This window comes from Pseudomonas sp. NPDC090752 (assembly GCF_055584805.1).
The window spans coordinates 377,663-398,002 of the sequence record NZ_JBVJLI010000001.1; the positions used below are offsets into that span (position 1 = coordinate 377,663).

The 20,340-nt window shown below is 60.5% G+C and carries 23 protein-coding genes and 2 tRNA genes; 10 read left to right on the top strand and 15 right to left on the bottom strand.

Translation table 11 applies throughout. From position 1 onward, the window contains the following. Positions 1-8 precede the first annotated feature (8 nt). Entirely contained in the window at positions 9-1,226 is a 1,218-nt protein-coding gene (locus tag ACZ6YA_RS01515) for an amidohydrolase family protein (protein WP_465894987.1), read from the bottom strand. 269 nt (positions 1,227-1,495) lie between these two features. On the opposite strand from ACZ6YA_RS01515, the gene ACZ6YA_RS01520 reads away from it, so the two are divergent. Then, on the top strand, positions 1,496-2,650 hold the full coding sequence (locus tag ACZ6YA_RS01520) for an MFS transporter (protein WP_465894988.1): 1,155 nt from the start codon (positions 1,496-1,498) through the stop codon (positions 2,648-2,650). A gap of 20 nt (positions 2,651-2,670) precedes the next feature. Here the strand turns inward: ACZ6YA_RS01520 and ACZ6YA_RS01525 are convergent, their stop codons facing one another. After that, a complete protein-coding gene (locus ACZ6YA_RS01525; protein WP_465894989.1) occupies positions 2,671-2,856 on the bottom strand; it encodes a hypothetical protein in 186 nt (61 codons plus the stop codon). Between the two features lie 302 nt (positions 2,857-3,158). Then, a complete protein-coding gene (locus ACZ6YA_RS01530; RefSeq protein ID WP_465894991.1) occupies positions 3,159-4,199 on the bottom strand; it encodes an alpha/beta fold hydrolase in 1,041 nt (346 codons plus the stop codon). Between the two features lie 560 nt (positions 4,200-4,759). Between ACZ6YA_RS01530 and ACZ6YA_RS01535 the strand changes: the two genes are divergently transcribed. Next, on the top strand, positions 4,760-4,954 hold the full coding sequence (locus ACZ6YA_RS01535; RefSeq protein WP_465894993.1) for a hypothetical protein: 195 nt from the start codon (positions 4,760-4,762) through the stop codon (positions 4,952-4,954). Positions 4,955-5,070: 116 nt separating this feature from the next. Here ACZ6YA_RS01535 and ACZ6YA_RS01540 read toward each other — a convergent pair whose 3' ends face one another. Then, positions 5,071-5,991 carry a LysR family transcriptional regulator gene (locus ACZ6YA_RS01540; protein ID WP_465894994.1) on the bottom strand — a complete coding sequence of 307 codons (921 nt, stop codon included), beginning with the start codon at positions 5,989-5,991 and terminating at the stop codon, positions 5,071-5,073. A 99-nt stretch (positions 5,992-6,090) separates the two neighbouring features. Between ACZ6YA_RS01540 and ACZ6YA_RS01545 the strand changes: the two genes are divergently transcribed. Next, the gene (locus ACZ6YA_RS01545) at positions 6,091-6,852 is read left to right on the top strand and encodes a sulfite exporter TauE/SafE family protein (RefSeq protein ID WP_465894995.1); all 762 of its coding nucleotides are present in this window, start codon (positions 6,091-6,093) and stop codon (positions 6,850-6,852) included. Position 6,853: 1 nt separating this feature from the next. Here the strand turns inward: ACZ6YA_RS01545 and ACZ6YA_RS01550 are convergent, their stop codons facing one another. The 5 genes from ACZ6YA_RS01550 to ACZ6YA_RS01570 form a co-directional block, all read right to left on the bottom strand. Then, positions 6,854-8,278, bottom strand: coding sequence for a GGDEF domain-containing protein (locus ACZ6YA_RS01550; protein WP_465894997.1), 1,425 nt, complete (start codon positions 8,276-8,278; stop codon positions 6,854-6,856). Positions 8,279-8,414: 136 nt separating this feature from the next. Then, positions 8,415-10,244, bottom strand: a complete 1,830-nt coding sequence (locus tag ACZ6YA_RS01555) for an SLC13 family permease (RefSeq protein WP_465894998.1) — start codon at positions 10,242-10,244, stop codon at positions 8,415-8,417. A 149-nt stretch (positions 10,245-10,393) separates the two neighbouring features. Then, entirely contained in the window at positions 10,394-10,780 is a 387-nt protein-coding gene (locus tag ACZ6YA_RS01560; RefSeq protein WP_400794370.1) for a glycine zipper domain-containing protein, read from the bottom strand. A 51-nt stretch (positions 10,781-10,831) separates the two neighbouring features. After that, a complete protein-coding gene (locus ACZ6YA_RS01565) occupies positions 10,832-11,011 on the bottom strand; it encodes a hypothetical protein (RefSeq protein WP_465895334.1) in 180 nt (59 codons plus the stop codon). A 125-nt stretch (positions 11,012-11,136) separates the two neighbouring features. Then, positions 11,137-11,439, bottom strand: a complete 303-nt coding sequence (locus ACZ6YA_RS01570) for an RcnB family protein (protein WP_465894999.1) — start codon at positions 11,437-11,439, stop codon at positions 11,137-11,139. A 115-nt stretch (positions 11,440-11,554) separates the two neighbouring features. On the opposite strand from ACZ6YA_RS01570, the gene ACZ6YA_RS01575 reads away from it, so the two are divergent. Next, positions 11,555-11,905, top strand: a complete 351-nt coding sequence (locus ACZ6YA_RS01575) for a hypothetical protein (protein ID WP_465895000.1) — start codon at positions 11,555-11,557, stop codon at positions 11,903-11,905. Positions 11,906-11,957: 52 nt separating this feature from the next. Beyond that, positions 11,958-12,779 (top strand): class I SAM-dependent methyltransferase, encoded by an 822-nt coding sequence (locus ACZ6YA_RS01580; protein ID WP_465895002.1) that lies wholly within the window; start codon positions 11,958-11,960, stop codon positions 12,777-12,779. Here the strand turns inward: ACZ6YA_RS01580 and ACZ6YA_RS01585 are convergent, their stop codons facing one another. The 4 genes from ACZ6YA_RS01585 to ACZ6YA_RS01600 form a co-directional block, all read right to left on the bottom strand. Then, positions 12,780-13,547 (bottom strand): SDR family oxidoreductase, encoded by a 768-nt coding sequence (locus ACZ6YA_RS01585; protein WP_400794380.1) that lies wholly within the window; start codon positions 13,545-13,547, stop codon positions 12,780-12,782. Between the two features lie 23 nt (positions 13,548-13,570). Continuing rightward, positions 13,571-14,638 (bottom strand): phosphotransferase family protein, encoded by a 1,068-nt coding sequence (locus ACZ6YA_RS01590; protein ID WP_465895004.1) that lies wholly within the window; start codon positions 14,636-14,638, stop codon positions 13,571-13,573. A gap of 191 nt (positions 14,639-14,829) precedes the next feature. After that, the gene (locus ACZ6YA_RS01595; protein ID WP_400727441.1) at positions 14,830-15,147 is read right to left on the bottom strand and encodes an SCP2 sterol-binding domain-containing protein; all 318 of its coding nucleotides are present in this window, start codon (positions 15,145-15,147) and stop codon (positions 14,830-14,832) included. A gap of 55 nt (positions 15,148-15,202) precedes the next feature. Continuing rightward, positions 15,203-15,913, bottom strand: coding sequence for a histidine phosphatase family protein (locus ACZ6YA_RS01600; protein ID WP_465895005.1), 711 nt, complete (start codon positions 15,911-15,913; stop codon positions 15,203-15,205). Between the two features lie 198 nt (positions 15,914-16,111). On the opposite strand from ACZ6YA_RS01600, the gene sohB reads away from it, so the two are divergent. From sohB to ACZ6YA_RS01615, 3 genes are all read left to right on the top strand, one after another. Then, entirely contained in the window at positions 16,112-17,131 is a 1,020-nt protein-coding gene (gene sohB, locus ACZ6YA_RS01605) for a protease SohB (RefSeq protein WP_465895006.1), read from the top strand. A 152-nt stretch (positions 17,132-17,283) separates the two neighbouring features. Then, positions 17,284-17,357: transfer RNA gene (locus tag ACZ6YA_RS01610), tRNA-Cys, on the top strand. 448 nt (positions 17,358-17,805) lie between these two features. After that, positions 17,806-18,000 (top strand): hypothetical protein, encoded by a 195-nt coding sequence (locus tag ACZ6YA_RS01615; protein WP_465895007.1) that lies wholly within the window; start codon positions 17,806-17,808, stop codon positions 17,998-18,000. Between the two features lies 1 nt (position 18,001). On the opposite strand, the gene ACZ6YA_RS01620 is transcribed toward ACZ6YA_RS01615, so the two are convergent. Both ACZ6YA_RS01620 and ACZ6YA_RS01625 read right to left on the bottom strand, forming a co-directional pair. Beyond that, positions 18,002-18,415, bottom strand: coding sequence for a DoxX family protein (locus ACZ6YA_RS01620; RefSeq protein ID WP_465895008.1), 414 nt, complete (start codon positions 18,413-18,415; stop codon positions 18,002-18,004). Between the two features lie 103 nt (positions 18,416-18,518). Next, a tRNA-Leu gene (locus ACZ6YA_RS01625) sits at positions 18,519-18,603 on the bottom strand. A 189-nt stretch (positions 18,604-18,792) separates the two neighbouring features. Between ACZ6YA_RS01625 and ACZ6YA_RS01630 the strand changes: the two genes are divergently transcribed. Continuing rightward, the gene (locus ACZ6YA_RS01630) at positions 18,793-19,092 is read left to right on the top strand and encodes a hypothetical protein (protein WP_465895009.1); all 300 of its coding nucleotides are present in this window, start codon (positions 18,793-18,795) and stop codon (positions 19,090-19,092) included. Between the two features lie 84 nt (positions 19,093-19,176). Then, positions 19,177-20,337, top strand: a complete 1,161-nt coding sequence (locus ACZ6YA_RS01635; protein ID WP_465895011.1) for a two-component system sensor histidine kinase NtrB — start codon at positions 19,177-19,179, stop codon at positions 20,335-20,337. Positions 20,338-20,340: the final 3 nt, after the last annotated feature.

Genomic DNA, 20,340 nt, shown 5'->3' on the forward strand with positions numbered 1-20,340 from the left:
GCCAACGATCAGCGGCGCAATTCTTCGGCGAACTGCGCCGCTTTCAAGTGTAACTGTGCAGGTCCACCCCAGAACGCGCCATGGCGCACAATCACTCGCTCATGGATGGCCGCCGCCACTGCCGCTGCCGCATTCGGCGCCTTGAACAGCACGAAGCTCGCTTCGTTGCCAACCTTCAAACCATAGTCCTGTTTGCCCATGACCCCGGCGCCGGCGTCGGTGGCCATCTCCAGCGCTACCCGCAATTCTTCGTCGGTATTGAACCCCGAGCGGTAGCTGACCAGCATGGCTCGTTGCAGCATGTCGCCGTTGCCGTAAGGCCACCAGGCGTCCTGGATGTTGTCGTTGCCGGTGAACACCCGCACGCCGCCGGCACGCAGACGCAACACGGGCGGGAAGGCGTGCTCGCCGGGGGCGTTGGTCATGATGGATATGCCGGCGCGGGCCAGTACCTCGGCGCAGCGGTCGACCACACTCTCGGATACATCACCAAGGCCGTAGGCATGGCTGACCGCCACCAGGCCTTGCATCCCCAGTGCCTGGGTTCGCGCGGCAATACGTTCAAGCTGCGCGATGCAGATGTCGCCCGGCTCATGGAGGTGGATATCGACTTTCACACCATGCCGGTCGGCCATGCCGAAGACGATGTCGAGCTGGGCCTCGGCGTCGCCGTCCAGGGTGGTCGGATCAATACCGCCGACCACCTGAACGCCTTCGCGCACGGCAGCTTCCATCACTTCGGCGGTACCGGGGCAGGTGATCACGCCGGCCTGTGGGAAGGCGACCAGCTCGATGTCGAGCAGGCCTTTCCACTGCTCGCGGGCTTCGAGGATGGCGCGCAGGTTGGCGAGTCCGGTGGTGGCGTCCACGTCTACATGGCAGCGCATGGCTATCGTGCCGAAGGAGGCGGCTTGGCGCATCAGGGCATTGGCGCGCTCGACGATGGGCGGGGCGCTGGCCAGTTCGCGTTTTTCCACAGCCAGGCGCTCACGTAAGGACGCCACTGGTTGGTGCGGGCGCCAACGGTCGCCGACGAAGCTCTTGTCCAGGTGGATGTGGCCGTCGACGAAGCCTGGCAGAGCCAGCAGGCCTTCCAGGTCGATGGTCTCGCTCGCCGCTTCGGCGGCGCGCTGTGCGCCGATGTGGGTAATGCGTCCGTTCTTGACGGCAATATGCAGGGGCTGGCCATCCGGGTCGATGGCGTTGATGAACTCACGGTCGTTCATGTTAGGGCCTTTTCTTCGAGGCTTGGATGAAGTCACACGGTAGGGAGGATCGGGATAGGTCTCAAATTAATTATCAGGATCGACGGCAGTGCATTTATGGATGCGGACCTGCATTAAAAAGCCCACTGGGGTCGATTCCGATAATTAACTTTCAAAGCCTACCCGCTCGGCCCAGCATTGGGCACGCACCCCGTCCAACCGCCTGCTGCAGCGTTTTCCGGTCGGGGCGCCACCCACAATAAAAACAAATGCTGTGTCGGAGTCCGCCCATGATCATCGATTCCAAGCGAGTGCGTGCCGCCCTCATATTCATTGCCTGTACGTCATTCATCGTCTGTGGAGTTCAACCCATTTTCATGGGATTGATCACCGAGCGACTGAGCCTGTCACTCGACCTGCAGGGCTGGGTGGTGTCGGTCGAGATGATCGGCATGACCCTCGGCACCTTGCTGTGTCCGCTGCTGATGAATCGCCATGGCGGGCGCAGCTTGTGTCTGTGGGGTGGGGTGCTGTGTGTGGCCTTGAGCATTGCCACTGCCTTTGCCACCACCAGCATGACGCTGTTGATCGTGCGCCTGGCAGCCGGTACCTGCGCAGGGCTGGTCTATGCGTACGCCGTGACGACGCTGGGGCGCTTGCCCAATCAGGACCGTTCCTTCGGGCTGATGTTGTTGTTGCAGACGCCGGAGTATTCGTTGTTTTCCGCCGCGTTGCCTTTACTTGCCGCACAGAGTGGCGCCATGACCGCCTTGTGCTCCTTTGGTCTGTGGTACCTACTGATCTGTGTCGCCAGTCTGGTATTGCCAGGTCGTCCTATGGCTTTGCCGGACAGCGGCGAAGGTACGCCGGCCCAAGGTGGTTCGGTACGTACGGGGCGCAGCGCGCTGGTGGGGATGCTGTTCATGCAGATCGCCATTTACTGTGTCTGGGGCTTCATCGACCAGTTGGCGCGTGATCAGGGAATCGGCGGCGTCGATATCGGCTGGGCGTTCGGCCTCTCGGCCATTGGCGGCTTGCCGGGGGCCGCGTTGCCAAGCGTGCTCGGTGCACGGATCAGCCGCCAGCTGATGATCGCTGTGGGCTTATTGGCGGTGTTCATCTCCATCGCCCTGCTCACGGGCCACACGCGCACGCCGATGCAACTGTGTGTCGCGCTGTTGCTGCTTAATTTCGGCTGGGTGCTGTCGCTGTCGTACTACATGGCACTGATCACCACCAACGACCCGACAGGCAAGCTCACGCCGCTGGTCAGCATCACTTTGATGGGGGCCGCAGCGGTGACCCCGGCACTGATCGCGATGTTGGTGGACGGTTCCAACCAGCAATTGATCTTCCTGCTGGGAACTGGGGCGCTGGTGATTGCCTTTGCCGTGACATGCCTTGGAGCGATGCCCAAGCGAGTCGGCACTCGGGCTGCATGCTGATCGGGCATAGGGAGTAGCCGCTACTGCAACGTTGGCGGCTTCACACCCTGAGGTAACCTCTCAACGACTACCTCGATCTGGGCAATCTGTCGCGCAAGCTGCAGCGCCTCCTCAAGCTTGCCCAGTGCCTTCAGGCGGTCTCGCTCTTTGCGCAATGCGAGTAGGTTTTTTTGCAGTGCCAAGCCAGAAGTATTGAACGGGTCCATGTGTCTCTCACGCTGAGGGCCTCCGTGCCGTTGTAGGAAAATGGACCGTAGCAGCTCAATAATCCTGCGAAAACTGAGGTTTCATACAGCGAAGGCATGCGATCACGATATCTCGCACTAGGCGTGGAAAAAAATCCTACAAATTTGAGTTGCACCTGTTTCTATTCATGTAGATCGGGACCCGCTCTGACCCCCGAGTTTGCTCGAGTTTTGCCAGCCGGTTGGTCGCAGGGCGCTGACGACCGTAGTTGGACCGTGAAGGTGTGAGCTGAAACCTGATGTAGCAATTAAACCTCCAGGGCCTACAAGTGATCTGCGTCCACCACCGCCTGGGCGAATGCCTGCGGCGCCTCTTGTGGCAAGTTATGCCCGATACCGCCATCGATGAGCCGGTACTCATACTTGCCGGTGAACCGTTGCGCATAGGCCTGGGCAGGCGGATGCGGCGCACCATTAGCGTCCCCTTCGAGGGTAATGGTCGGCACGCTGATGCTGGGGAATTTGGCTAATTTCGCTTCCAGCGGATCGTAGCGTGTCTCGCCCTGCGCCAGCCCCAGGCGCCAGCGATAGTTGTGCACGGTAATCGCCACCTGATCAGGGTTGTCCAGCGCCTTGGCGCTGCGTTCGAACGTGACATCGTCGAACGCCCACTTTGGCGAGGCGGTCTGCCAGATCAGTTTGGCGAAGGCATGGCGGTCCTTCTCATAGCCCGCCTGGCCGCGCTCGGTCGCGAAATAGTACTGGTACCACCACTGCAACTCGGCGCTCGGCGGCAGGGGGGCCTTGGCGGCTTCCTGGCTGCTGATCAGGTAGCCACTGACCGATACGAGCGCCTTCACCCGCTCGGGCCACAGGGCCGAGACGATGTCGGCAGTGCGCGCGCCCCAGTCGAAGCCGGCCAGCACGGCGCGTTTTACCTGCAGTGCATCCATGAAGGCGATCACGTCGCTGGCCAGCGCTGAAGGCTGGGCGTTGCGAGGCGTCTGCGCCGAGAGAAAGCGAGTTGCGCCGTAGCCGCGTACATAGGGCACCAGAACGCGATAGCCTTTAGCGGCCAAGGTTGGGGCAACCTCCTGAAAACTGTGGATGTCGTAGGGCCAGCCATGCAGAAGAATCACCACTGGGCCATCGGCCGGGCCTTGTTCAACATAGGCGACATCGAGCACACCGGCGTTGATATGTTTCAGTGGGCCGAATTCATCTGCAGCCGCTACGGATGCTGGCGCCTGGATTTGTGCTGCCAGGGTTGCACCAGCGCTCATTAGCGCGAGCGGCAGCAGGGCACAGGCAAACAGGTTGGAACGTTTAGGGCGGCGAATTGCGGGGGCATGGCTGGCGTACATGGGTGTTTCCTCGGCTTGGCCATCGGCTCTGTTTGGGTGCAAGCCAGTAAATAGCATCGCTGTATCGCGGTTGTGTCGTGTTGCCCTGCAGAAAGCGTTTTTGTGTATCAGGTCTCAGTTCGTACATACACAGATACAAATCGGCCGCTCATGGGAAAGGACAAGCCAGTGGCCTAAGTGGTCATCTGATACGCTTTTTTTCTACAAAGCTGAATCTGTATCCATATCAGCCCACCGCCCATAATGCTTTTCATCCCACACCACATTTGAAGAGGTTCCAATGGGCAAGCTTGCGCTGTTTCTGGGTGGTTTTTTGCTACTGACGATTCTGATAGGCCTGCTGGGGACTATTCCGCCAAGCTGACGTTCCGCCCCCCCTCCGGCCCGTCTCCTTCGTCAGATGGGCCAATCTCACACCTGCTCGTCAGTCTAATTTGGTATACCGCTGGACTGGCGGTAGCTGCAAGTCGTTCTCAAGTGCAAATTGCTCGTGTACTCTCGCGGTCGCGTCATAATGGGTCGCATAGCGCCTAGTCATTTGCCTTGGAGTCAATACATAGATGGAATGCAAGAAGGGCACTTCAGCCATGCTGGAGTGGCGTAGCCGTTTTCTCACTGCCGACGTCCTCGACGAGGACGAATATGATCTTGCGCTGCGCAGTGCCGAAGCCCTGGAGCAATCGGGTGTTATCAGCGCAGTTGAATGGATTGAGTTGGTCAAGGCGGCGAATGCGGCACTGTTGCGCGTGCGATAAGTCCTTCTTTGCAAGGGGAAATCTGTCCACAAAAAACGTGGGTAGGTCTGTGGATAAAATGCTGCAAGCCAAGCCATTTGTGGCTTCTGTTAAATTGAGCAGATTTTGAACAGCCGTCAGGCGGGCTGTTCAACAGTCGCTTCACCTGCCTGGCGCAACGCCAGCAGCAGTTCGCGTACCCGTACTGGCAACTCTCCGGCAGGGTACACCGCGTGCATTTGAGGGTCTTGTCCAGTGCTGGAGGTCAACCGGTAATCCGGGCAAACACGCACCAGGCGTCCTGCCCTCACTTGTGCTTCACCGACCCAGCCAGCCAGGCGAGCGATACCGGCACCTGCCAACGTGCTGTGAAACACCGCATCACCTGAACTCAGGCGCAGTTTTGGATGAGGGCGCAGGCTGGTGATACGGCCATCGCGGCAGAAATGCCATGCCTTGAGGATGCGTGGAGCGGTGTGCAGGATCAACGAGTGATCCATCAGTTCTTCTGGCAGTCGAGGTGTGCCATTGCGGGCCAGGTAGGCAGGGCTGGCATAGACATGGCGCTGGTAGCGCCACAACGGATAGCCAATCAGTTCACTCGATTGTGGGAAGGCGCCCCGCACCACGAAATCGAGCTTGCTCAGCAACGGGTCCAGGGCCTCATCGCTGTACTGCACATCCAGGGTCACCTGCGGGTGACGTTGGGAAAATCCCGTAAGCACGCCCGGTAGCACATGTTCGCTGAGCAGTTGCGGCACGCCGAAGCGGATCCAGCCTTGCGCGCTGCCACTGAGCGCGGCCAGTTCATCGGCAGCGTCACGTTGCACATCCAGCAAGCGTTCGGCGTGCGGGAGCAAGCGCTCACCGGCGTCGGTGAGGGTTACCGCATTGGCATTGCGGTTGAGCAATTTGCATCCGGTATTGTCTTCCAGTGTTTGCACCGCACGAGTCACGGCGCTGGGCGAGCGGCCGAGGGCGCGGGCGGCGGCGACGAAGCTGCGCTTGTGCGCGACGCTGACGAAGGCCTGGATTTCGCGCAGCATGTCCAATGCCATGAAAGGCTCCTTGTTGCGGTTTGTGCAATATGGCATTTCAACACAAGCGCGGCGTTTTGATTAGCCTTGCGGTCTGCCTTCGCTGTCTGGAACCGCTTCATGATGGATATTGCCGTACTTTCCCTGTTCGCCTTTGCCGCTGGCCTGATCGATGCCGCCGTCGGCGGAGGCGGGCTGATTCAGATCCCGGCACTGTTCAACGTGCTTTCCACCGCGCAACCAGCGGCCTTGTTGGGCACCAACAAGCTGGCGTCGGTCTGCGGTACGGCCTTTGCGGCGCGCTCGTTCATCCGCAAGGTGACGCTGGACTGGGGATTGATCGTGCCGGCGGCGCTTAGTGCGTTCGTCATGTCGTTCGCAGGCGCCGCTACCGTGTCGCTGGTGCCGCCCAGCGTGATGCGGCCGGCGGTGCTGGTGCTGATCGTGCTGATGGCGATTTACACCTTCTGCAAGAAGGATTTCGGCACCTTGCACAAGCCGGCGAAAATCGGCCGCAAGGAGCAATGCCTGGCCGTGCTGATCGGTGGGGCTATCGGCTTCTACGATGGTCTATTCGGGCCGGGCACCGGTAGCTTCCTGATCTTCCTGTTCATTCGCTTCTTCGCCCTGGACTTCCTGCATGCCTCAGCCTCGGCCAAAGTGGTCAACATCGCTACCAACCTGGCGGCCCTGGTGTTCTTCGTGCCTTCCGGCAATGTGTTGTACGCCATTGCCCTGCCGATGGCGGCGTGCAATGTGCTCGGCGCGCTGACCGGCACCTGGCTGGCCGTGCACAAGGGCGCAGGGTTCGTGCGCGGGCTGTTCCTGATGCTGTTGTGCGTGCTGATCGCCAAGCTGTCCTGGGATTTGCTGGCAGGTTGAGTCAGACCACCTGGCGCTGCGCTTCGGCCAGTTCGACGCGATTGCGGCCGTGGGCCTTGGCGCGGTAGAGCGCCTGGTCCGCGTGTGCCAATAGTTCGTCAAGGCCTGGTGCCGCGACTTCGGCGGCGCAGCCGGCGAGGCCGATGCTGACAGTGATCTGCAGGCGCGCATCGCCTTGAGCCACGTACAGGTCCTGCACGGCCCGGCGCAAGCGTTCTGCGGTGAACTTCGCGCGCTCTGGTGCAAGCCCCGGAAGCAGCACCACAAACTCTTCTCCACCCATGCGCGCCAGCAGCTCGCCGTCGTGCAGCTGGTCTTGCAACGTACGGGCGAACTGACGCAGCACTTGGTCACCCACGCCGTGGCCATGGTGGTCATTGATTGATTTGAAGTGGTCGATATCCAGCATCATCAAGGTCAGCGGCAGTGCCTGGGCATGCACCTGGCGACTGTCGAGCAGGGCGCTGGCGCGCTGGGTAAAGGCGCTGCGGGTCAGCACGCCGGTCAGGTGGTCGACGGTGGCCTGATGCGCCAGGCGTGCCAGCAGGCTGCGATTGGCCTGGCTGACACAGGCGACCACCAGTGGCCCGAGTACCAGCATGGCGATGCCCAGGCGCGCGGACATCAGTGTGGTGACTCCCGGTTCGCTCTGCGGCACGCTGAAATGCATGAGGTTCTGCGCCACAGCGACGATCAACGTACTGCCGGCCGTGAGTGTCAGCAGGGATACCAGGAACGGCGAGTAGGTCCAGGCGCACCACAATAGCGCTGCGATCGGGAAGGCAATCGCTCCCGGCCCGCCGAAGAGAATGCTCAAGGCCAGCGACGCCAGCAGCACCAGCAGGGGGGCCAGGCGGATCGCCTGGGCGCCACTACGCACCAGCGCACGGGCCGAAGGCGCGGTAAGCAGCACGGGTAATACCAGCACGCTGGTCGAAAACTGCTCGCTGAACCAGGCCATCCAGGTGGCGCGCAATGATTGCTCGAACCACGGTGCGGCCATCACGCAGGCAAGGCTGGCCGCCACCGCTGCACCTGCGGTGCTGGCGCCGAACATACTGAGTACCCCCTGCGGACTGCGCAGGCGTCGGTGCTGGCGCGGCAGGCGTGTCAGCAACAGCCACACTGTCACCACCACACTCAGGTTGCACAGATTGAACCACAGCGCCGGCGCCCAGGCGCTGCCGCAGACCAAGTCGGCGGCGACCATCGCCAGCCAAACCAAGACGAACCCAATCGGGCCGGCCTGGCGCGGATAGCGCAACAGCATGCCGGCCAGCACGGCATTGACCGGCCAGAACAACGACAGAGATTCGATTGGCCGGGCCAGAATCCCACCTAGGGTCAGGGCAAAGGTCAGCCCGAAAAGGGCGACAAAGGGTAACAAGCGCGATTGGGCTGGGAAAACCATAGGTTCGACCGACAAGCGGAGACGAAATCCAGGACAACGGCTGCAGGCACCTGGGGCAATAACGTAACAGTGTGTTTCCACAGGCTAGTTGATGTCAATCTGCCGCAATCGTGCAGGATAATGCCAAATAGCCTGCATGTCGCTGTATCCCTCATAGCCCGTAGAACCAAGGCACCATCAACACCGTCACCAGCATCACCAGTACAGTGAAGGGCACACCGACCTTGATGAAATCGGCAAAGCGGTACTGACCAGGGCCCAGCACGAGGGTGTTTACCGGCGAGGAGACCGGGGTCATGAATGCCGCCGAGGCGGCCAGAGCCACGGTCATTGCGAACGGGTAAGGCGACATGCCCAGCTGAGCTGCGGTGCTGATGGCCACGGGCGCCATGAGTACCGCCGTGGCGGTATTGGAGATGAACAGGCCGATCACGGCGGTCACCATGAACAGGCAGGCGAGCATGACGAGCGGGCCGGCGCCGCCCAGCAAACTGACCAACCCGCCAACTGCCAGGTCGATGCCGCCGGTTTTCTGCAGGGCCTGAGCAAACGGTAGCATGCCGACGATCAATATCAGGCTTTGCCAGTGGATCGCCCGGTAGGCGCTGTTCATGTCGATGCAACGCCCGGCACCCATCAGCAAGCAACCGATCAGCGCGGCGATTACGTTGGGCACCGCACCGCTGACCATCAGCCCGACCATTACTGCCAGGCTGATCAAGGCGTAGGGCGCGCGAACGCGCGCCGGTGCGACCTGGTCGATTTCCGCGGGCAAGCTCAACACCAGGAAGTCCTTCGGTTGGCTTTGCAGCTGGCGCACCGCCTTCCAGAGGCCGACCACCAGCAGCGTATCGCCCTGGCGCAGCGGCTCCTCCACCAGTTGCTCTTCGATCGCTGCCTGCTCGCGGCGCAGGCCGACCACGTTGAGGTCATAGCGGGTGCGGAAGGCAAGATCCAGGATGCTTTTGCCGATCAGTTGCGAGCCGGGAGGCAGCGAGACTTCGGCCATGCCCAGCTCCTGGGACTGGTCGATGAAGTAGGCGGCCTTGAAGTGCAGGGGTTCAAGTTGCATGGTCTGGCACAAGTTGCGCAGGTCGTCGCGATTGGCGAACAAGTCGAGCAGCAGGACATCACCTTGATGCAGCACGGTGTTGGAGTCAGCGGCGATTACCCGCGTGGTGAACTTGTGCTGGCGCTCGATGCCGATCACGTTGGCGCCATGTCGGGTACGCAGCGCCAACTCACCGAGGGTGTGACCGATCAGGGGGGAGTGTGGGCGAATACGCAGGCGTCGCTCGCGGCCATTGAGTTTGTAGTCGAGCACCAGGTCGAGCAGGGTACGGCGGCTTTCCACCCGGCCGTCCTTGCGAACTTCACCGTTCAGCCAATTGCGCGTCAGCAGCATATAACCGATGCCGAGCACCAGCACTACCAGGCCGAAAGGGGTGAAGCTGAAGAAGCTGAACCCTTGTTCGCCATGGCGCACCAGCTCGCTGTGCACCACCACGTTTGGCGGCGTGGCCACCAGGCTGAGCATGCCGCTGATCAGGCCAGCGAAGCTCAGCGGCATCATCAGGCGGCTGGGGGAAATTCGCAGGCGCGCGGCGATGCTCAGCACTACCGGAATGAAAATTGCGACCACGCCGGTCGAACTCATCACCGAGCCCAGCCCGGCCACCGACACCATCAGCAACACCAGCAGGCGCGCCTCGCTGTCGCCGGCACGCGCGCTCATCCATTCACCGATGCGGTAGGCGATGCCAGTGCGTACCAGCCCCTCGCCGATCACGAACAAGGCGGCGATCAGCACCACGTTGGGGTCGCTGAAACCGGCCAGCGCCTGGTCGACGGTGAGGATTCCCATCAAAGGCAGGGCAAGGATCACCAGCAGGGCGACCACGTCCATGCGCGGACGGTTGATGACGAAGAGGACGACGACGACAGCCAGCAGGCCGAGTACCCAGAGCAGTTCCTGGTTCATGGGGCGGGGGTGTTCCTTCACTCAAAGGGCACGGATGACAGTAGCAGTCAGTGTGGCAGTTTGTAGTGAAGGTGGTATTGATGTGTTGCAGGGTTCGCGCGAGCGCTTGAACAAAAAGGGCCGCGAAGGCGGCCCTGGTGCTGCATGACTCAGTGACGGTGACGGCGGTGCTTCTTGCCGTTATTGTCACCGAGGTGATTGCCGATGGCGCCACCGGCCGCGCCGCCCAGGCCAGCACCGATGGTCGAGCCGGCCGAGCCGCCAACCTTGCCGCCCAGCAGCGAGCCGCCAGCCGAACCTAGGCCCCCGCCGATGGCGGCTTCGGTGCGGTTGCCCTTGCGCGCGGCGACCGCGCTGCCCGCGGCGCCACCCACGCCAGCACCGATGGCCGCACCGGTGCTGCCGCCGAGCTGTTTGCCGACAACGTTACCCAGGACACCACCCAGGCCGCCGCCAATGGCGGCAGTACCGTCACCGGCGAAAGCGCCTTGGCACAGCAGCAGGCCAAGAGCAAGGGAAGGCAAAGTCAGACGCATGATAAGAGCCTCGGAAGAATCATCAGTTTATGTGTGGAGTGGAAAGACGTATCAACGGTAGTCGCGGTCACGGTAGCGGCGATCATCATCGTCGCGATCGTGCCGATGGTGGTGACGATGGCCGCGATCGCCGTCGCGCCAGCCGTCATCGTTATCGTGGTAATGGTGGTGGCAGCCGGCGAGAAGCAGGAATGCACCGATCAGCGAAAAGCTTGCAAGGCGGGTCATCACGATATAGGTCCTTGATCCGCATAGGTTTACGGGACACTTGCTAGGACTGTGATTGATCCATTTGGTTTCCTGAGCGGACAAGATTTGCTGCGCCGGCGATGAGCGGCGCAGCTTGATGCCCTGAGTTAGGAGGCAGGGTGGATAGCAAGCACGACGCCATTGGTAATCTGCACCAGTACATAGTGCTCACCCATACGCACCCAGTGGCTTTCCTTCTCGGGTGCCGGCAATCCCTTGGCCTTCCAGTCCTTGACAGTCTGGTCGTCGCGCTTGTATTGATCCGGCGCTTTGTCACCGACTTTGAGTTCGCGGTTATGGGTTTCCGGAGCAGTGATACTTTCTTCGGCCGATGGCGCAGCTGAAGCGACCATGGGCAGGCAGGGCAGGGCGGCGAGGAACAGCGAAGGCAAAAGATGGCGTGCTTTCATGACAAATCTCCTGTTGTAGGCATGCTTTATCTGCGACAGCAGCCAGCGCGGGACAATTCACTCGCCCTGCCCGGCAGTGCTAGAGTCGCTTTCTTTTTTGCCCCGAGGATGGAACATGCGAGCGATTCTGCCGATGGCTGCAGCGCTGGTGTTGGTCGGTTGCGCTTCAGCGACCATGGATACGGCACGTGGCGGTAAGCCGACTGTGCAACTCGACTCGCGCAAGGCGCCGGAACTGGTGGCCCAATGCATTCAGTTCAGTTGGCAGAAAGAGGATGTGTTCGGGGATGACGCCAGTGGTTACCTGGAGCCTCGCAAGCAAGGCGGGCTGACAGTCTATACCCGCGAAGCGGAATCGTTTGTGGATGTGTATCCACAGGGCGGCGGCACGCGGGTGGACTACTATGCGCAGAAGAACGATGGTGTGGCGTTGCAACGCCGTGCGGCGGCGGCTACCTGCTTGTAGTGCTTGAGCAGGGTCAATCAACCTACCAAAAATGGCAACAAGGATGTTCACCATGGACCGATCACAGCAACTCAACCGTGCCAGCTGGAACGAACGTGCCCCCCTGCATGCCGCCTCGAAGGACTACGAGGTCGAGCGACTGGTCCAGCAGCCTGCCCATCTCTCGGAAACCGTGCGCTTCGACCTGCCACGGCTCGGCGACATTCACGGCCTGCGAACCGTCCACCTGCAATGTCATATCGGTACCGACACCCTTTCGCTGGCACGGTTGGGCGCACAGGTCAGCGGCCTGGATTACTCGGCAGCTTCGCTGGCAGAAGCACGCCAGTTGGCCAAGCGTTGCAGTACGCTGATCGAGTATGTCGAAGCCGATGTCTATCAGGCTGATCAGGTGCTGCAGGCGGGTACGTTCGACCTGGTTTACACCGGTATTGGCGCACTCTGCTGGCTACCACGTATCGAGCCCTGGGCCCGAACCGTGGCGACCTTACTCAAGCCGGGAGGACGCTTGTTCTTGCGTGATGGGCACCCGATGCTTATGGCGGTCAACGAGGACCAGCAGGATCGGCTGCAGTTGGAGTATCCGTACTTCGAGCACGAGACGCCCACGGTATGGCATACCGACCAGACTTACGTCGACAGTGACCAGCGCCTCACACAGACCGAAACCCATGAGTGGAACCACGGCCTCGGCGAGGTCATCAGCGCCTTGTTGGCGCACGGCCTGCAACTAACGGCCCTGGTCGAGCACCAGAGCATCCCCTGGGAGGCGCTGCCGGGGCAGATGGACAAAGGCCCCGACGGCGAGTGGCGCCTGCGAGAGTGTCCCGAGCGCCTGCCGCTCAGCTACACGCTGCAGGCGATCAAGGCTTGATCAGGACAGGTAGCCGCCGTCCACATTGAGCGCGGTGCCTGTGGTGTAGCTGGACGCGTCGCTGGCCAGGTACAGCACCGCGCCGGCCATTTCCTTGGGGTCGGCCACGCGCTTGAGCGGGATCTGCTGCAGTGCGGCATTGAGGATGGCGTCGTTCTTCACCAGTGCCGAGGCGAACTTGGTGTCGGTCAGGCCTGGCAGCAGGGCGTTGCAGCGGATGCCGAACTGCGCACATTCCTTGGCGAAGACCTTGGTCATGTTGATCACTGCGGCCTTGGTCACCGAGTAGATGCCCTGGAAGTGGCCAGGCGAAACACCGTTGATCGAGGCCACGTTGATGATGCTGCCGCCACCGTTTTCGCGCATCAGCTTGCCGGCTTCCACCGACATGAAGAAATAGCCGCGGATATTGACGTCAACGGTCTTCTGGAAGGCGTTCGGGTCGGTGTCCAGGACGTTGCAGAACTGAGGATTGGTGGCGGCGTTGTTGACCAGCACATCCAGGCGCCCGAACTGTTCGCGGATGCCGGCGAAGACCTGCTGGATCTGCTCCAGTTCACCGATGTGGCACGCCACTGCGGTGGCCTTGCCGCCTGCCGCGATGATCGCGTCGGCCACCTGCTGGCAGCCATCGAGCTTACGACTGGAAACGATCACATGGGCGCCTTGCTGCGCCAGCAGGTGGGCGATGGCCTCGCCAATGCCACGGCTGGCGCCGGAAACGAAAGCGATCTTGCCATCGAGGTCGAACAGGTGGGTCTTGGACATGCTGTTTTCCTTGTTGTCTGTCGTCAGAGCGTGGATTTGGCGATGACCTGCAAGCTCATTTGCTCAAGCAACCGGTTCATGTGGATGAATTGGGCGAAGCGCTTGTCCTGGGTCTGGCCGTGATAGAAGCGGTAGTAGATCTGCTGGACGATGCCCGCCAGGCGGAAGAGGCCGTAACAGTAGTAGTAATCGAAGTTGTCGAGGCTGATGCCTGCGCGCTCGGCGTAGTAGTCGACGAACTGGCGGCGAGTGAGCATGCCGGGGGCATTGCTCGGTTGGCGGCGCATCAGTTGCACGGGGGCCGGGTCGCTTGCCTCGATCCAGTAGGCCAGGCTGTTCCCAAGGTCCATCAGCGGATCGCCAATCGTGGCCATCTCCCAGTCGAGCACGCCGATGATGCGCATGGGGTTGTCGGCGTCGAGGATCACGTTGTCGAAGCGGTAGTCGTTGTGCACGATGCCTGGGCGCGGATGGTCGGCGGGCATCTTCTCGTGCAGCCAGGCGATGACGTGTTCCCAGCGTGGGGCATCGGGCGTGAGGGCTTTTTCATAGCGGCTGGTCCAGCCGTCGATTTGGCGCTGCACATAGCCTTCCGGCTTGCCCAGGTCGGCCAGGCCGCAGGCCTGATAGTCGACTTGATGCAGTTTTACCAGGCGGTCGATGAAGCTTTTGCACAGCGCTTCGGTGCGCTTGGCATCCAGGCCAAGCTCGGCAGGAATGTCCGAGCGCAGGATGATGCCGTTGACCCGCTCCATCACATAAAACTCGCCGCCGATCAGCGTTTCGTCGGTACAGTGGGCGTAGGCTTTGGGGCAGTACGGGAAGCCGCTGTTGAGCTGGTTGAGAATGCGAAATTCCCGGCCCATGTCGTGGGCAGACTTGGCTTTCTGGCCGAACGGCGGCCGCCGCAACACGAATTCGCGGCACGGGTAGGCAACCAGATAAGTCAGGTTGGACGCGCCGCCGGGAAACTGGCTGATCCGCGGCATGCCTTCAAGGCTTGCGATGTTGGCCTTGAGGTAAGCGTCGATGACGTCCGCGTCGAGTTCTTCGCCGGGGCGTACCTGGGTGGACTGGTCGGTGAGCGTCATGCGTTTTCCTTATTATAAGTCGCAAGGATTATTGGCTAATCTAATGGCGTTGCTGCTCTGGAACAAGCGTGCCAAACGCCCTATAGGTGAGGGTGTTGCCGGCCGATCACTGCCCCGAATGCCACAGTTGGGCAAAAAAAAACCGAAGCCGTTCGGGCTTCGGTTTTCGCATCGCTTGGCGTGCCCGTCACTCAGGAAGGGAACAGCTCGCTGAGCTTCATCGACAGCATCATGTCGCCCTCGACGCGCAGCTTGCCGCCCATGAAGGCCTGCATGCCGTCGGTTTCACCGCTGACGATGCCTTTCAGGGTTTCGCTGTCCAGGACCAGGGTGCAGTTGGCATCGGCGTTTTCGCCTTCCTGGATCTCGCAGGTGCCATCCTTGACGAGCAGTGCGTAGTGCTTGTCTTCATCGGTGATATTGAAGCCGAACACCAGGTCCAGGCCGGCGGCAGCGGCGGGATTGAACTTTGCTTTCATCGCTTCGACTGCTTTAGCTACGTCGCTCATGGTGTATTCCTTATTAAGTAATTATTCGCGTCCGCAAGGACACAATGGGCCGGGCTCATCGATAAGTAATGAGCTCCGGCACCTTCAACAGCTGTACATGTGCTTGGCTGTTGAAGGAAGCCAGCGTCACGTCGCGGCCACGGAATTTCAGCTGGCTGAGCGACGTGTTGATGATCTGCCAGTTCAGCGCGAAGGCCTGACTGGGGGTAATTCCAGTAACCAGATGGAGCAGGGCGGCAATGCTGCCACCGGAGGTGAACACGGCGATGTTGTCGCCACTGCCGGCGGTGTCCAGCACACGCTGCAGGCCGGCGTTGACCCGGGAAGTAAATGCCTGCCAGGTTTCCAGGCCGTCGTCGGCATGTTCGCCGGCATGCCAGCGCTGCACCATCAGAGCGAACAGGCGCTGGAATTCGCTGCGATTCTGCGTACCGTTGCGCAATATGTGTCGTGCGTTTGGCTCGTCTGGTAACAGACCCGGCAGCAGGGCGCGAATCACGCCGTCGGCATCGAACTCATTGAACGCCGAGTCGGTTTCAACGGCCGGAGTTGCGTGGCCATTGTCTTGCAATGCTGTGAGTGCCAATCGCGCGGTGTCTTGCTGACGGCGCAGGTTACCCGCAACGCAACGGTCCAACCTCAGGCCCAGCTGCGCGAAATGCTCGCCCAGCGCCTTGCTTTGTTGGACGCCCACCGGCGACAGGACGTCATAGTCGTCGGCACCAAAGGAGGCTTGGCCATGTCGGATCAGGTAGAGGTTGCCCACAAAAATGTCCGGCCGCTTGAAGGTTGATGCGAGGTTAGGACGCGCTACTCGGGCTGTCAACGAAAAAACATACAAGCGTTTGAAAAGGTCGTTTGAACTATGTTGCTAGCGTTTACCGCCGCTGGCAGTGCCACGGTCGCACCGGTATGCTTGCTACAGTTTCGCGCCTTAAAGGCGCTGGTTCATGAAGGAGTCAACGTGGAGTTTCTTGCCGAATACGCAAGCTTTCTCGCTAAAACCGCCACCCTGGTGATTGCCATACTGGTGGTGTTGTCCGCCATTGCCGGTCTGCGCGGCAAGGGCCGGCGCAAGGCTGGGGGGCAGTTGCAGGTCACCCGTCTCAATGAGTTCTATAAAGAGCTGCGCGAGCGCCTGGAGTCGGGCCTGCTCGACAAAGCCCAGCTCAAGGCCCTGCGCAAGCAGCAGGCCAAGGCAGAAAAACAGCAGAAGAAGGGCAAGGCAGAGGAGAAGAGTCGGGTTTTCGTGCTCGACTTTGATGGCGACATCAAAGCCTCTGCCACAGAGAGCCTGCGCAACGAGATCACTGCACTGCTGACCCTGGCCACGCCGCGAGACGAAGTGGTCCTGCGCCTGGAAAGCGGTGGTGGCCTGGTGCACAGCTACGGCCTGGCCGCGTCGCAGCTGGCGCGTATCCGTCAGGCCGGCATCCCGCTGACCGTGTGCATCGACAAGGTGGCCGCCAGCGGCGGTTACATGATGGCCTGTATCGGCGAGAAAATTGTCAGCGCGCCTTTCGCTGTGCTGGGCTCGATAGGCGTGGTTGCGCAGTTACCCAACGTCAACCGGTTGCTGAAGAAGCACGATATCGATTTCGAGGTGCTGACCGCAGGCGAATACAAACGCACCCTGACCGTATTCGGCGAGAACACCGATAAAGGGCGGGAGAAGTTCCAGGAAGATCTGGACATCACGCACCAGCTGTTCAAGGATTTCGTCTCGCGTTATCGCCCACAGTTGCACATAGACGAGGTGGCCACCGGTGAGGTCTGGTTGGGCGTCGCTGCGCTGAATCGCCAATTGGTGGATCAATTGCAGACCAGTGACGAGTACCTCAGCGACCGCGCCCGCAATGCCAACCTGTTCCACCTGCATTATGCCGAACGCAAAAGCCTGCAGGAGCGTATCGGCATAGCTGCCAGCGGCACGGTGGAGAACACCGTGGTGGGCTTGTGGAGCAAACTGGGCCGCTTGCGCTAACACCTTGAACGCCTTGAATATTTTTTATGTTCAGGGGGTTGCAAGGTTGGATGAATGCAGACATAATGGCGCCCATCGAAACGCAGGAAACTTTGAAAAAGGTTCGGTGTTTCAAGGAGATAGAAGCGCAAGCAGCTAGATCCGAACTTTGAGGCCGAGTAGCAAAGTGGTTATGCTCCGGATTGCAAATCCGTCTACGCCGGTTCGATTCCGACCTCGGCCTCCACCATTCGAAAGCCCCGCAGATTAACGTCTGCGGGGTTTTTCTTTGTGGGTAAAAAAAGCCAAGAGTGCCAAAATAAAGGGACGGAGACTCCGAGTCTCTAGTCTTGAGCGGGCTTGGTGGTTTCTTCCTCGAGTGCGCAGCCCAGAAAAAGAAAAACCCGCCAACAAGAGGTGGCGGGCCTAAAGAACGTACGAAGCAAGGGTAATGTCGCAAAGCACATGTCATGAAATCGTGAAGAGTTTGTCGACACGCGGTCATTCCCCTTCTTGCACGACATGCAGGCCGCAGCACCTGGCGGGCAAAAAAAACCCGCCGTGAAGGCGGGCAAGGAGCGTTTGAAGGGAAAGGCTGTAGGATGAAGCCCGCCGGTTAAGTCAGCATTAACCACAATTCATTGACCCCGGATGACGATGCGGCTTACAGGCGAACCCAAATCCCAGGAGCAACCATGCGCGACAATGACGACCTGCACGAGCCCGAGCACGATCACCTGCTCGATCACGAATTTTTCTACGAGGACTTCGAACCCGAAGCAGACGCCCAGGGTGCCGAGGATGAGGTCGAGGTAGACGAAGCAGGGATGGATGACCTTGATGACGACGAGCGCGATCACCCAGCCTGGCACGACGACCTGGACGACTGATTCAGCGCCCGTCGAGCGAGAAGCGCCCGGGGCCGCTTACCGCCAGCAACAACAGGCCGCCAACGATGCTCGAGTTTTTCAGGAACTGGGTCATGTTGGCGGCGCGCTCAGGGTCGACCATGTTCCAGAACGGGTGGCCAAGCAGTGCTGTGCCCAGCACGAACAGGGCGAACAGGAAGGCCAGCGGACGGGTGTAGAAACCCAGAATCAGAATGATGGCAACGAAGAATTCCATGATCACCGCTACCGCTGCGGCAAGCATGGGGGCGGGGGCGCCCAGTGAGGTCATGTAGCCGACCGTGCCTTCGAACCCGGTCAGCTTGGCCCAGCCAGAAATCACGAAGAGGATCATCAGGAGTATGCGGGCGATGAGGATGATGGCATCGCGTTGACCAGCAAATAGGGAGTAGCGCATGGCGAAATTCCAATGGGCGGTGACAAGCTCCACTCTAGCAGGTGCGCTAAGGATTTCCGCCGTACAGTAAAAAGGCGCCTCATGGGCGCCTTTTACAGGAATATGGTGCGAGTGGCGGGACTCGAACCCGCAAGGCTCACGCCGACAGATTTTAAGTCTGCTGTGTATACCAATTCCACCACACTCGCACGCTTGAAAGGGTCACCTGGACCGGCGCGCCTCTAAGCAGAAGGGCCTGGCAATCAAGGGCGCTTTATAACCCATTGTTATATTTGAGTCAACTACAGCACCTATGATCAAAGGTACGGAGATGTGATCTAACGGGCAATTGACACCATGCTGCCATTAGGCCACTGTGAGCCTTCTGGTTGGATCCAATGAGTGCAAGTGCCATGATGCAGGGCAGCAAATCAAACGCTCACAGGCGCATTGTCCGCCCAAGGCTGATCTGGCGTCTGCTATTCATGTTGGTCGTGCTCATGGGAGCTTTCCTCTATTTCAGCCTGATCTGTGTAGGCGCCTATCTGCTGATGCTCGGCTTTGATGCCGAGCATCCCCTGGATCAGCGGCTGACGGCGCTGGGCGCTGGTGTCCTGATCTCGTTCGTGGGGCTGTGGCTGTTGAAAGCGGCGATGCCGAGGCGGATCAGCCCTGTGCTCGTCGAGCGTGAGCATTGATGATCCGCTACCACGCAGCCTGACCTAAGCGAGTAGTATTGGCTAAGCTCACTACGTCCCTCCCGCTGCGCCTGTGGAGTTTGCATGGTTTCGGCTGACTGCATCGATCACCCTGTCATGCCCGCCAGCCGCTATGAGCAGCTGGTGCAATCGGTGGTGGACTACGCCATCTATATGCTTGACCCTTCGGGCCGCGTGGTGTCGTGGAATGCGGGAGCCGAGCGCATCAAGGGTTACCGTGCAGAGGAAGTGATCGGTCGGCATTTTTCGCTGTTCTTCACACCTCAGGATTGTGCGGAAGGGCGCCCCGACTTTCTTCTCAAGCAGGCTATGGAACAAGGTGTGGCCCAGGATGAGGGCTGGCGGTTGCGCAAGGACGGTACGCAGTTCTGGGCACTGGCCGCCCTTGACGTGATTCGCGACGACGTGGGGCAGATCATTGGCCTGGCCAAGGTTACCCGCGATATTACCGATCGGCGCGAATCGGCACTGCAACTGGACGCCGTTCGTGCGCAACTGTTCCAGGCGCAAAAGCTCGAAGCGCTGGGCCAGCTGACCGGGGGGCTGGCACATGACTTCAATAACCTGTTGACCATCATCATCACCTCGGCGAAGTTGGCCCTGGGCAGTCAGGACACGGTTCGCGTGCAGCGCATGCTCGAGCACATTCTCGATGCTGGTCAGCGGGGGACGGAACTGACGCAGCAACTGCTCACCTTTGCCCGTCATCGACAGCTGGAAGTCAGCCTTATTGCGCCCGCTACGGTGCTGGCTTCGACACGAAGCCTGCTGGAGCACGCCTTGCCTCGCGAGATTGTTCTGCAAGAGCGGCTGCAACCTGGCTTGCCTTTCATCGAGGTGGACGCGGGACAACTGCAGATGGTCCTGCTCAACTTGCTGTTCAATGCCCGTGACGCAATCGGCGAGAGCGGCACGATCTGCATTGCGCTCGATGCTGTTGCGCTCAACGGTGAAGTGGATGGGTTGTACGGGCCGTTCGTGTGCTTCGAAGTTAGTGACGACGGGGCGGGTATCGACTCGCAGGTGCTGCTGCGCATCTTCGAGCCTTTCTTCACCACCAAGCCGTTCGGCAAGGGCACAGGCCTTGGGCTCAGCCAGGCTTACGGCTTCGCCAAGCAAAGCAATGGTGCAATCACTGTGGACAGCACGGTTGGCGTGGGCACCTGCATGCGCCTGTATTTGCCAGCGTCCCAGCAGGATGCAGATACACAACCCCGCAGGTAGCCC

What these genes read in the sequence shown, in the direction of transcription:
- ACZ6YA_RS01545 (WP_465894995.1), top strand. Translation starts at nt 6,091, where the DNA reads ATGATGGATATTGCCGTACTTTCCCTGTTCGCCTTTGCCGCTGGCCTG.
- ACZ6YA_RS01580 (WP_465895002.1), top strand. Translation starts at nt 11,958, where the DNA reads ATGGACCGATCACAGCAACTCAACCGTGCCAGCTGGAACGAACGTGCC.
- ACZ6YA_RS01560 (WP_400794370.1), bottom strand. Translation starts at nt 10,780, where the DNA reads ATGCGTCTGACTTTGCCTTCCCTTGCTCTTGGCCTGCTGCTGTGCCAA.
- ACZ6YA_RS01635 (WP_465895011.1), top strand. Translation starts at nt 19,177, where the DNA reads ATGGTTTCGGCTGACTGCATCGATCACCCTGTCATGCCCGCCAGCCGC.
- ACZ6YA_RS01570 (WP_465894999.1), bottom strand. Translation starts at nt 11,439, where the DNA reads ATGAAAGCACGCCATCTTTTGCCTTCGCTGTTCCTCGCCGCCCTGCCC.
- ACZ6YA_RS01615 (WP_465895007.1), top strand. Translation starts at nt 17,806, where the DNA reads ATGCGCGACAATGACGACCTGCACGAGCCCGAGCACGATCACCTGCTC.
- ACZ6YA_RS01575 (WP_465895000.1), top strand. Translation starts at nt 11,555, where the DNA reads ATGCGAGCGATTCTGCCGATGGCTGCAGCGCTGGTGTTGGTCGGTTGC.
- ACZ6YA_RS01540 (WP_465894994.1), bottom strand. Translation starts at nt 5,991, where the DNA reads ATGGCATTGGACATGCTGCGCGAAATCCAGGCCTTCGTCAGCGTCGCG.
- ACZ6YA_RS01525 (WP_465894989.1), bottom strand. Translation starts at nt 2,856, where the DNA reads ATGGACCCGTTCAATACTTCTGGCTTGGCACTGCAAAAAAACCTACTC.
- ACZ6YA_RS01585 (WP_400794380.1), bottom strand. Translation starts at nt 13,547, where the DNA reads ATGTCCAAGACCCACCTGTTCGACCTCGATGGCAAGATCGCTTTCGTT.
- ACZ6YA_RS01590 (WP_465895004.1), bottom strand. Translation starts at nt 14,638, where the DNA reads ATGACGCTCACCGACCAGTCCACCCAGGTACGCCCCGGCGAAGAACTC.
- ACZ6YA_RS01520 (WP_465894988.1), top strand. Translation starts at nt 1,496, where the DNA reads ATGATCATCGATTCCAAGCGAGTGCGTGCCGCCCTCATATTCATTGCC.
- ACZ6YA_RS01620 (WP_465895008.1), bottom strand. Translation starts at nt 18,415, where the DNA reads ATGCGCTACTCCCTATTTGCTGGTCAACGCGATGCCATCATCCTCATC.
- ACZ6YA_RS01555 (WP_465894998.1), bottom strand. Translation starts at nt 10,244, where the DNA reads ATGAACCAGGAACTGCTCTGGGTACTCGGCCTGCTGGCTGTCGTCGTC.
- ACZ6YA_RS01630 (WP_465895009.1), top strand. Translation starts at nt 18,793, where the DNA reads ATGAGTGCAAGTGCCATGATGCAGGGCAGCAAATCAAACGCTCACAGG.
- ACZ6YA_RS01535 (WP_465894993.1), top strand. Translation starts at nt 4,760, where the DNA reads ATGGAATGCAAGAAGGGCACTTCAGCCATGCTGGAGTGGCGTAGCCGT.
- ACZ6YA_RS01515 (WP_465894987.1), bottom strand. Translation starts at nt 1,226, where the DNA reads ATGAACGACCGTGAGTTCATCAACGCCATCGACCCGGATGGCCAGCCC.
- ACZ6YA_RS01530 (WP_465894991.1), bottom strand. Translation starts at nt 4,199, where the DNA reads ATGTACGCCAGCCATGCCCCCGCAATTCGCCGCCCTAAACGTTCCAAC.
- ACZ6YA_RS01595 (WP_400727441.1), bottom strand. Translation starts at nt 15,147, where the DNA reads ATGAGCGACGTAGCTAAAGCAGTCGAAGCGATGAAAGCAAAGTTCAAT.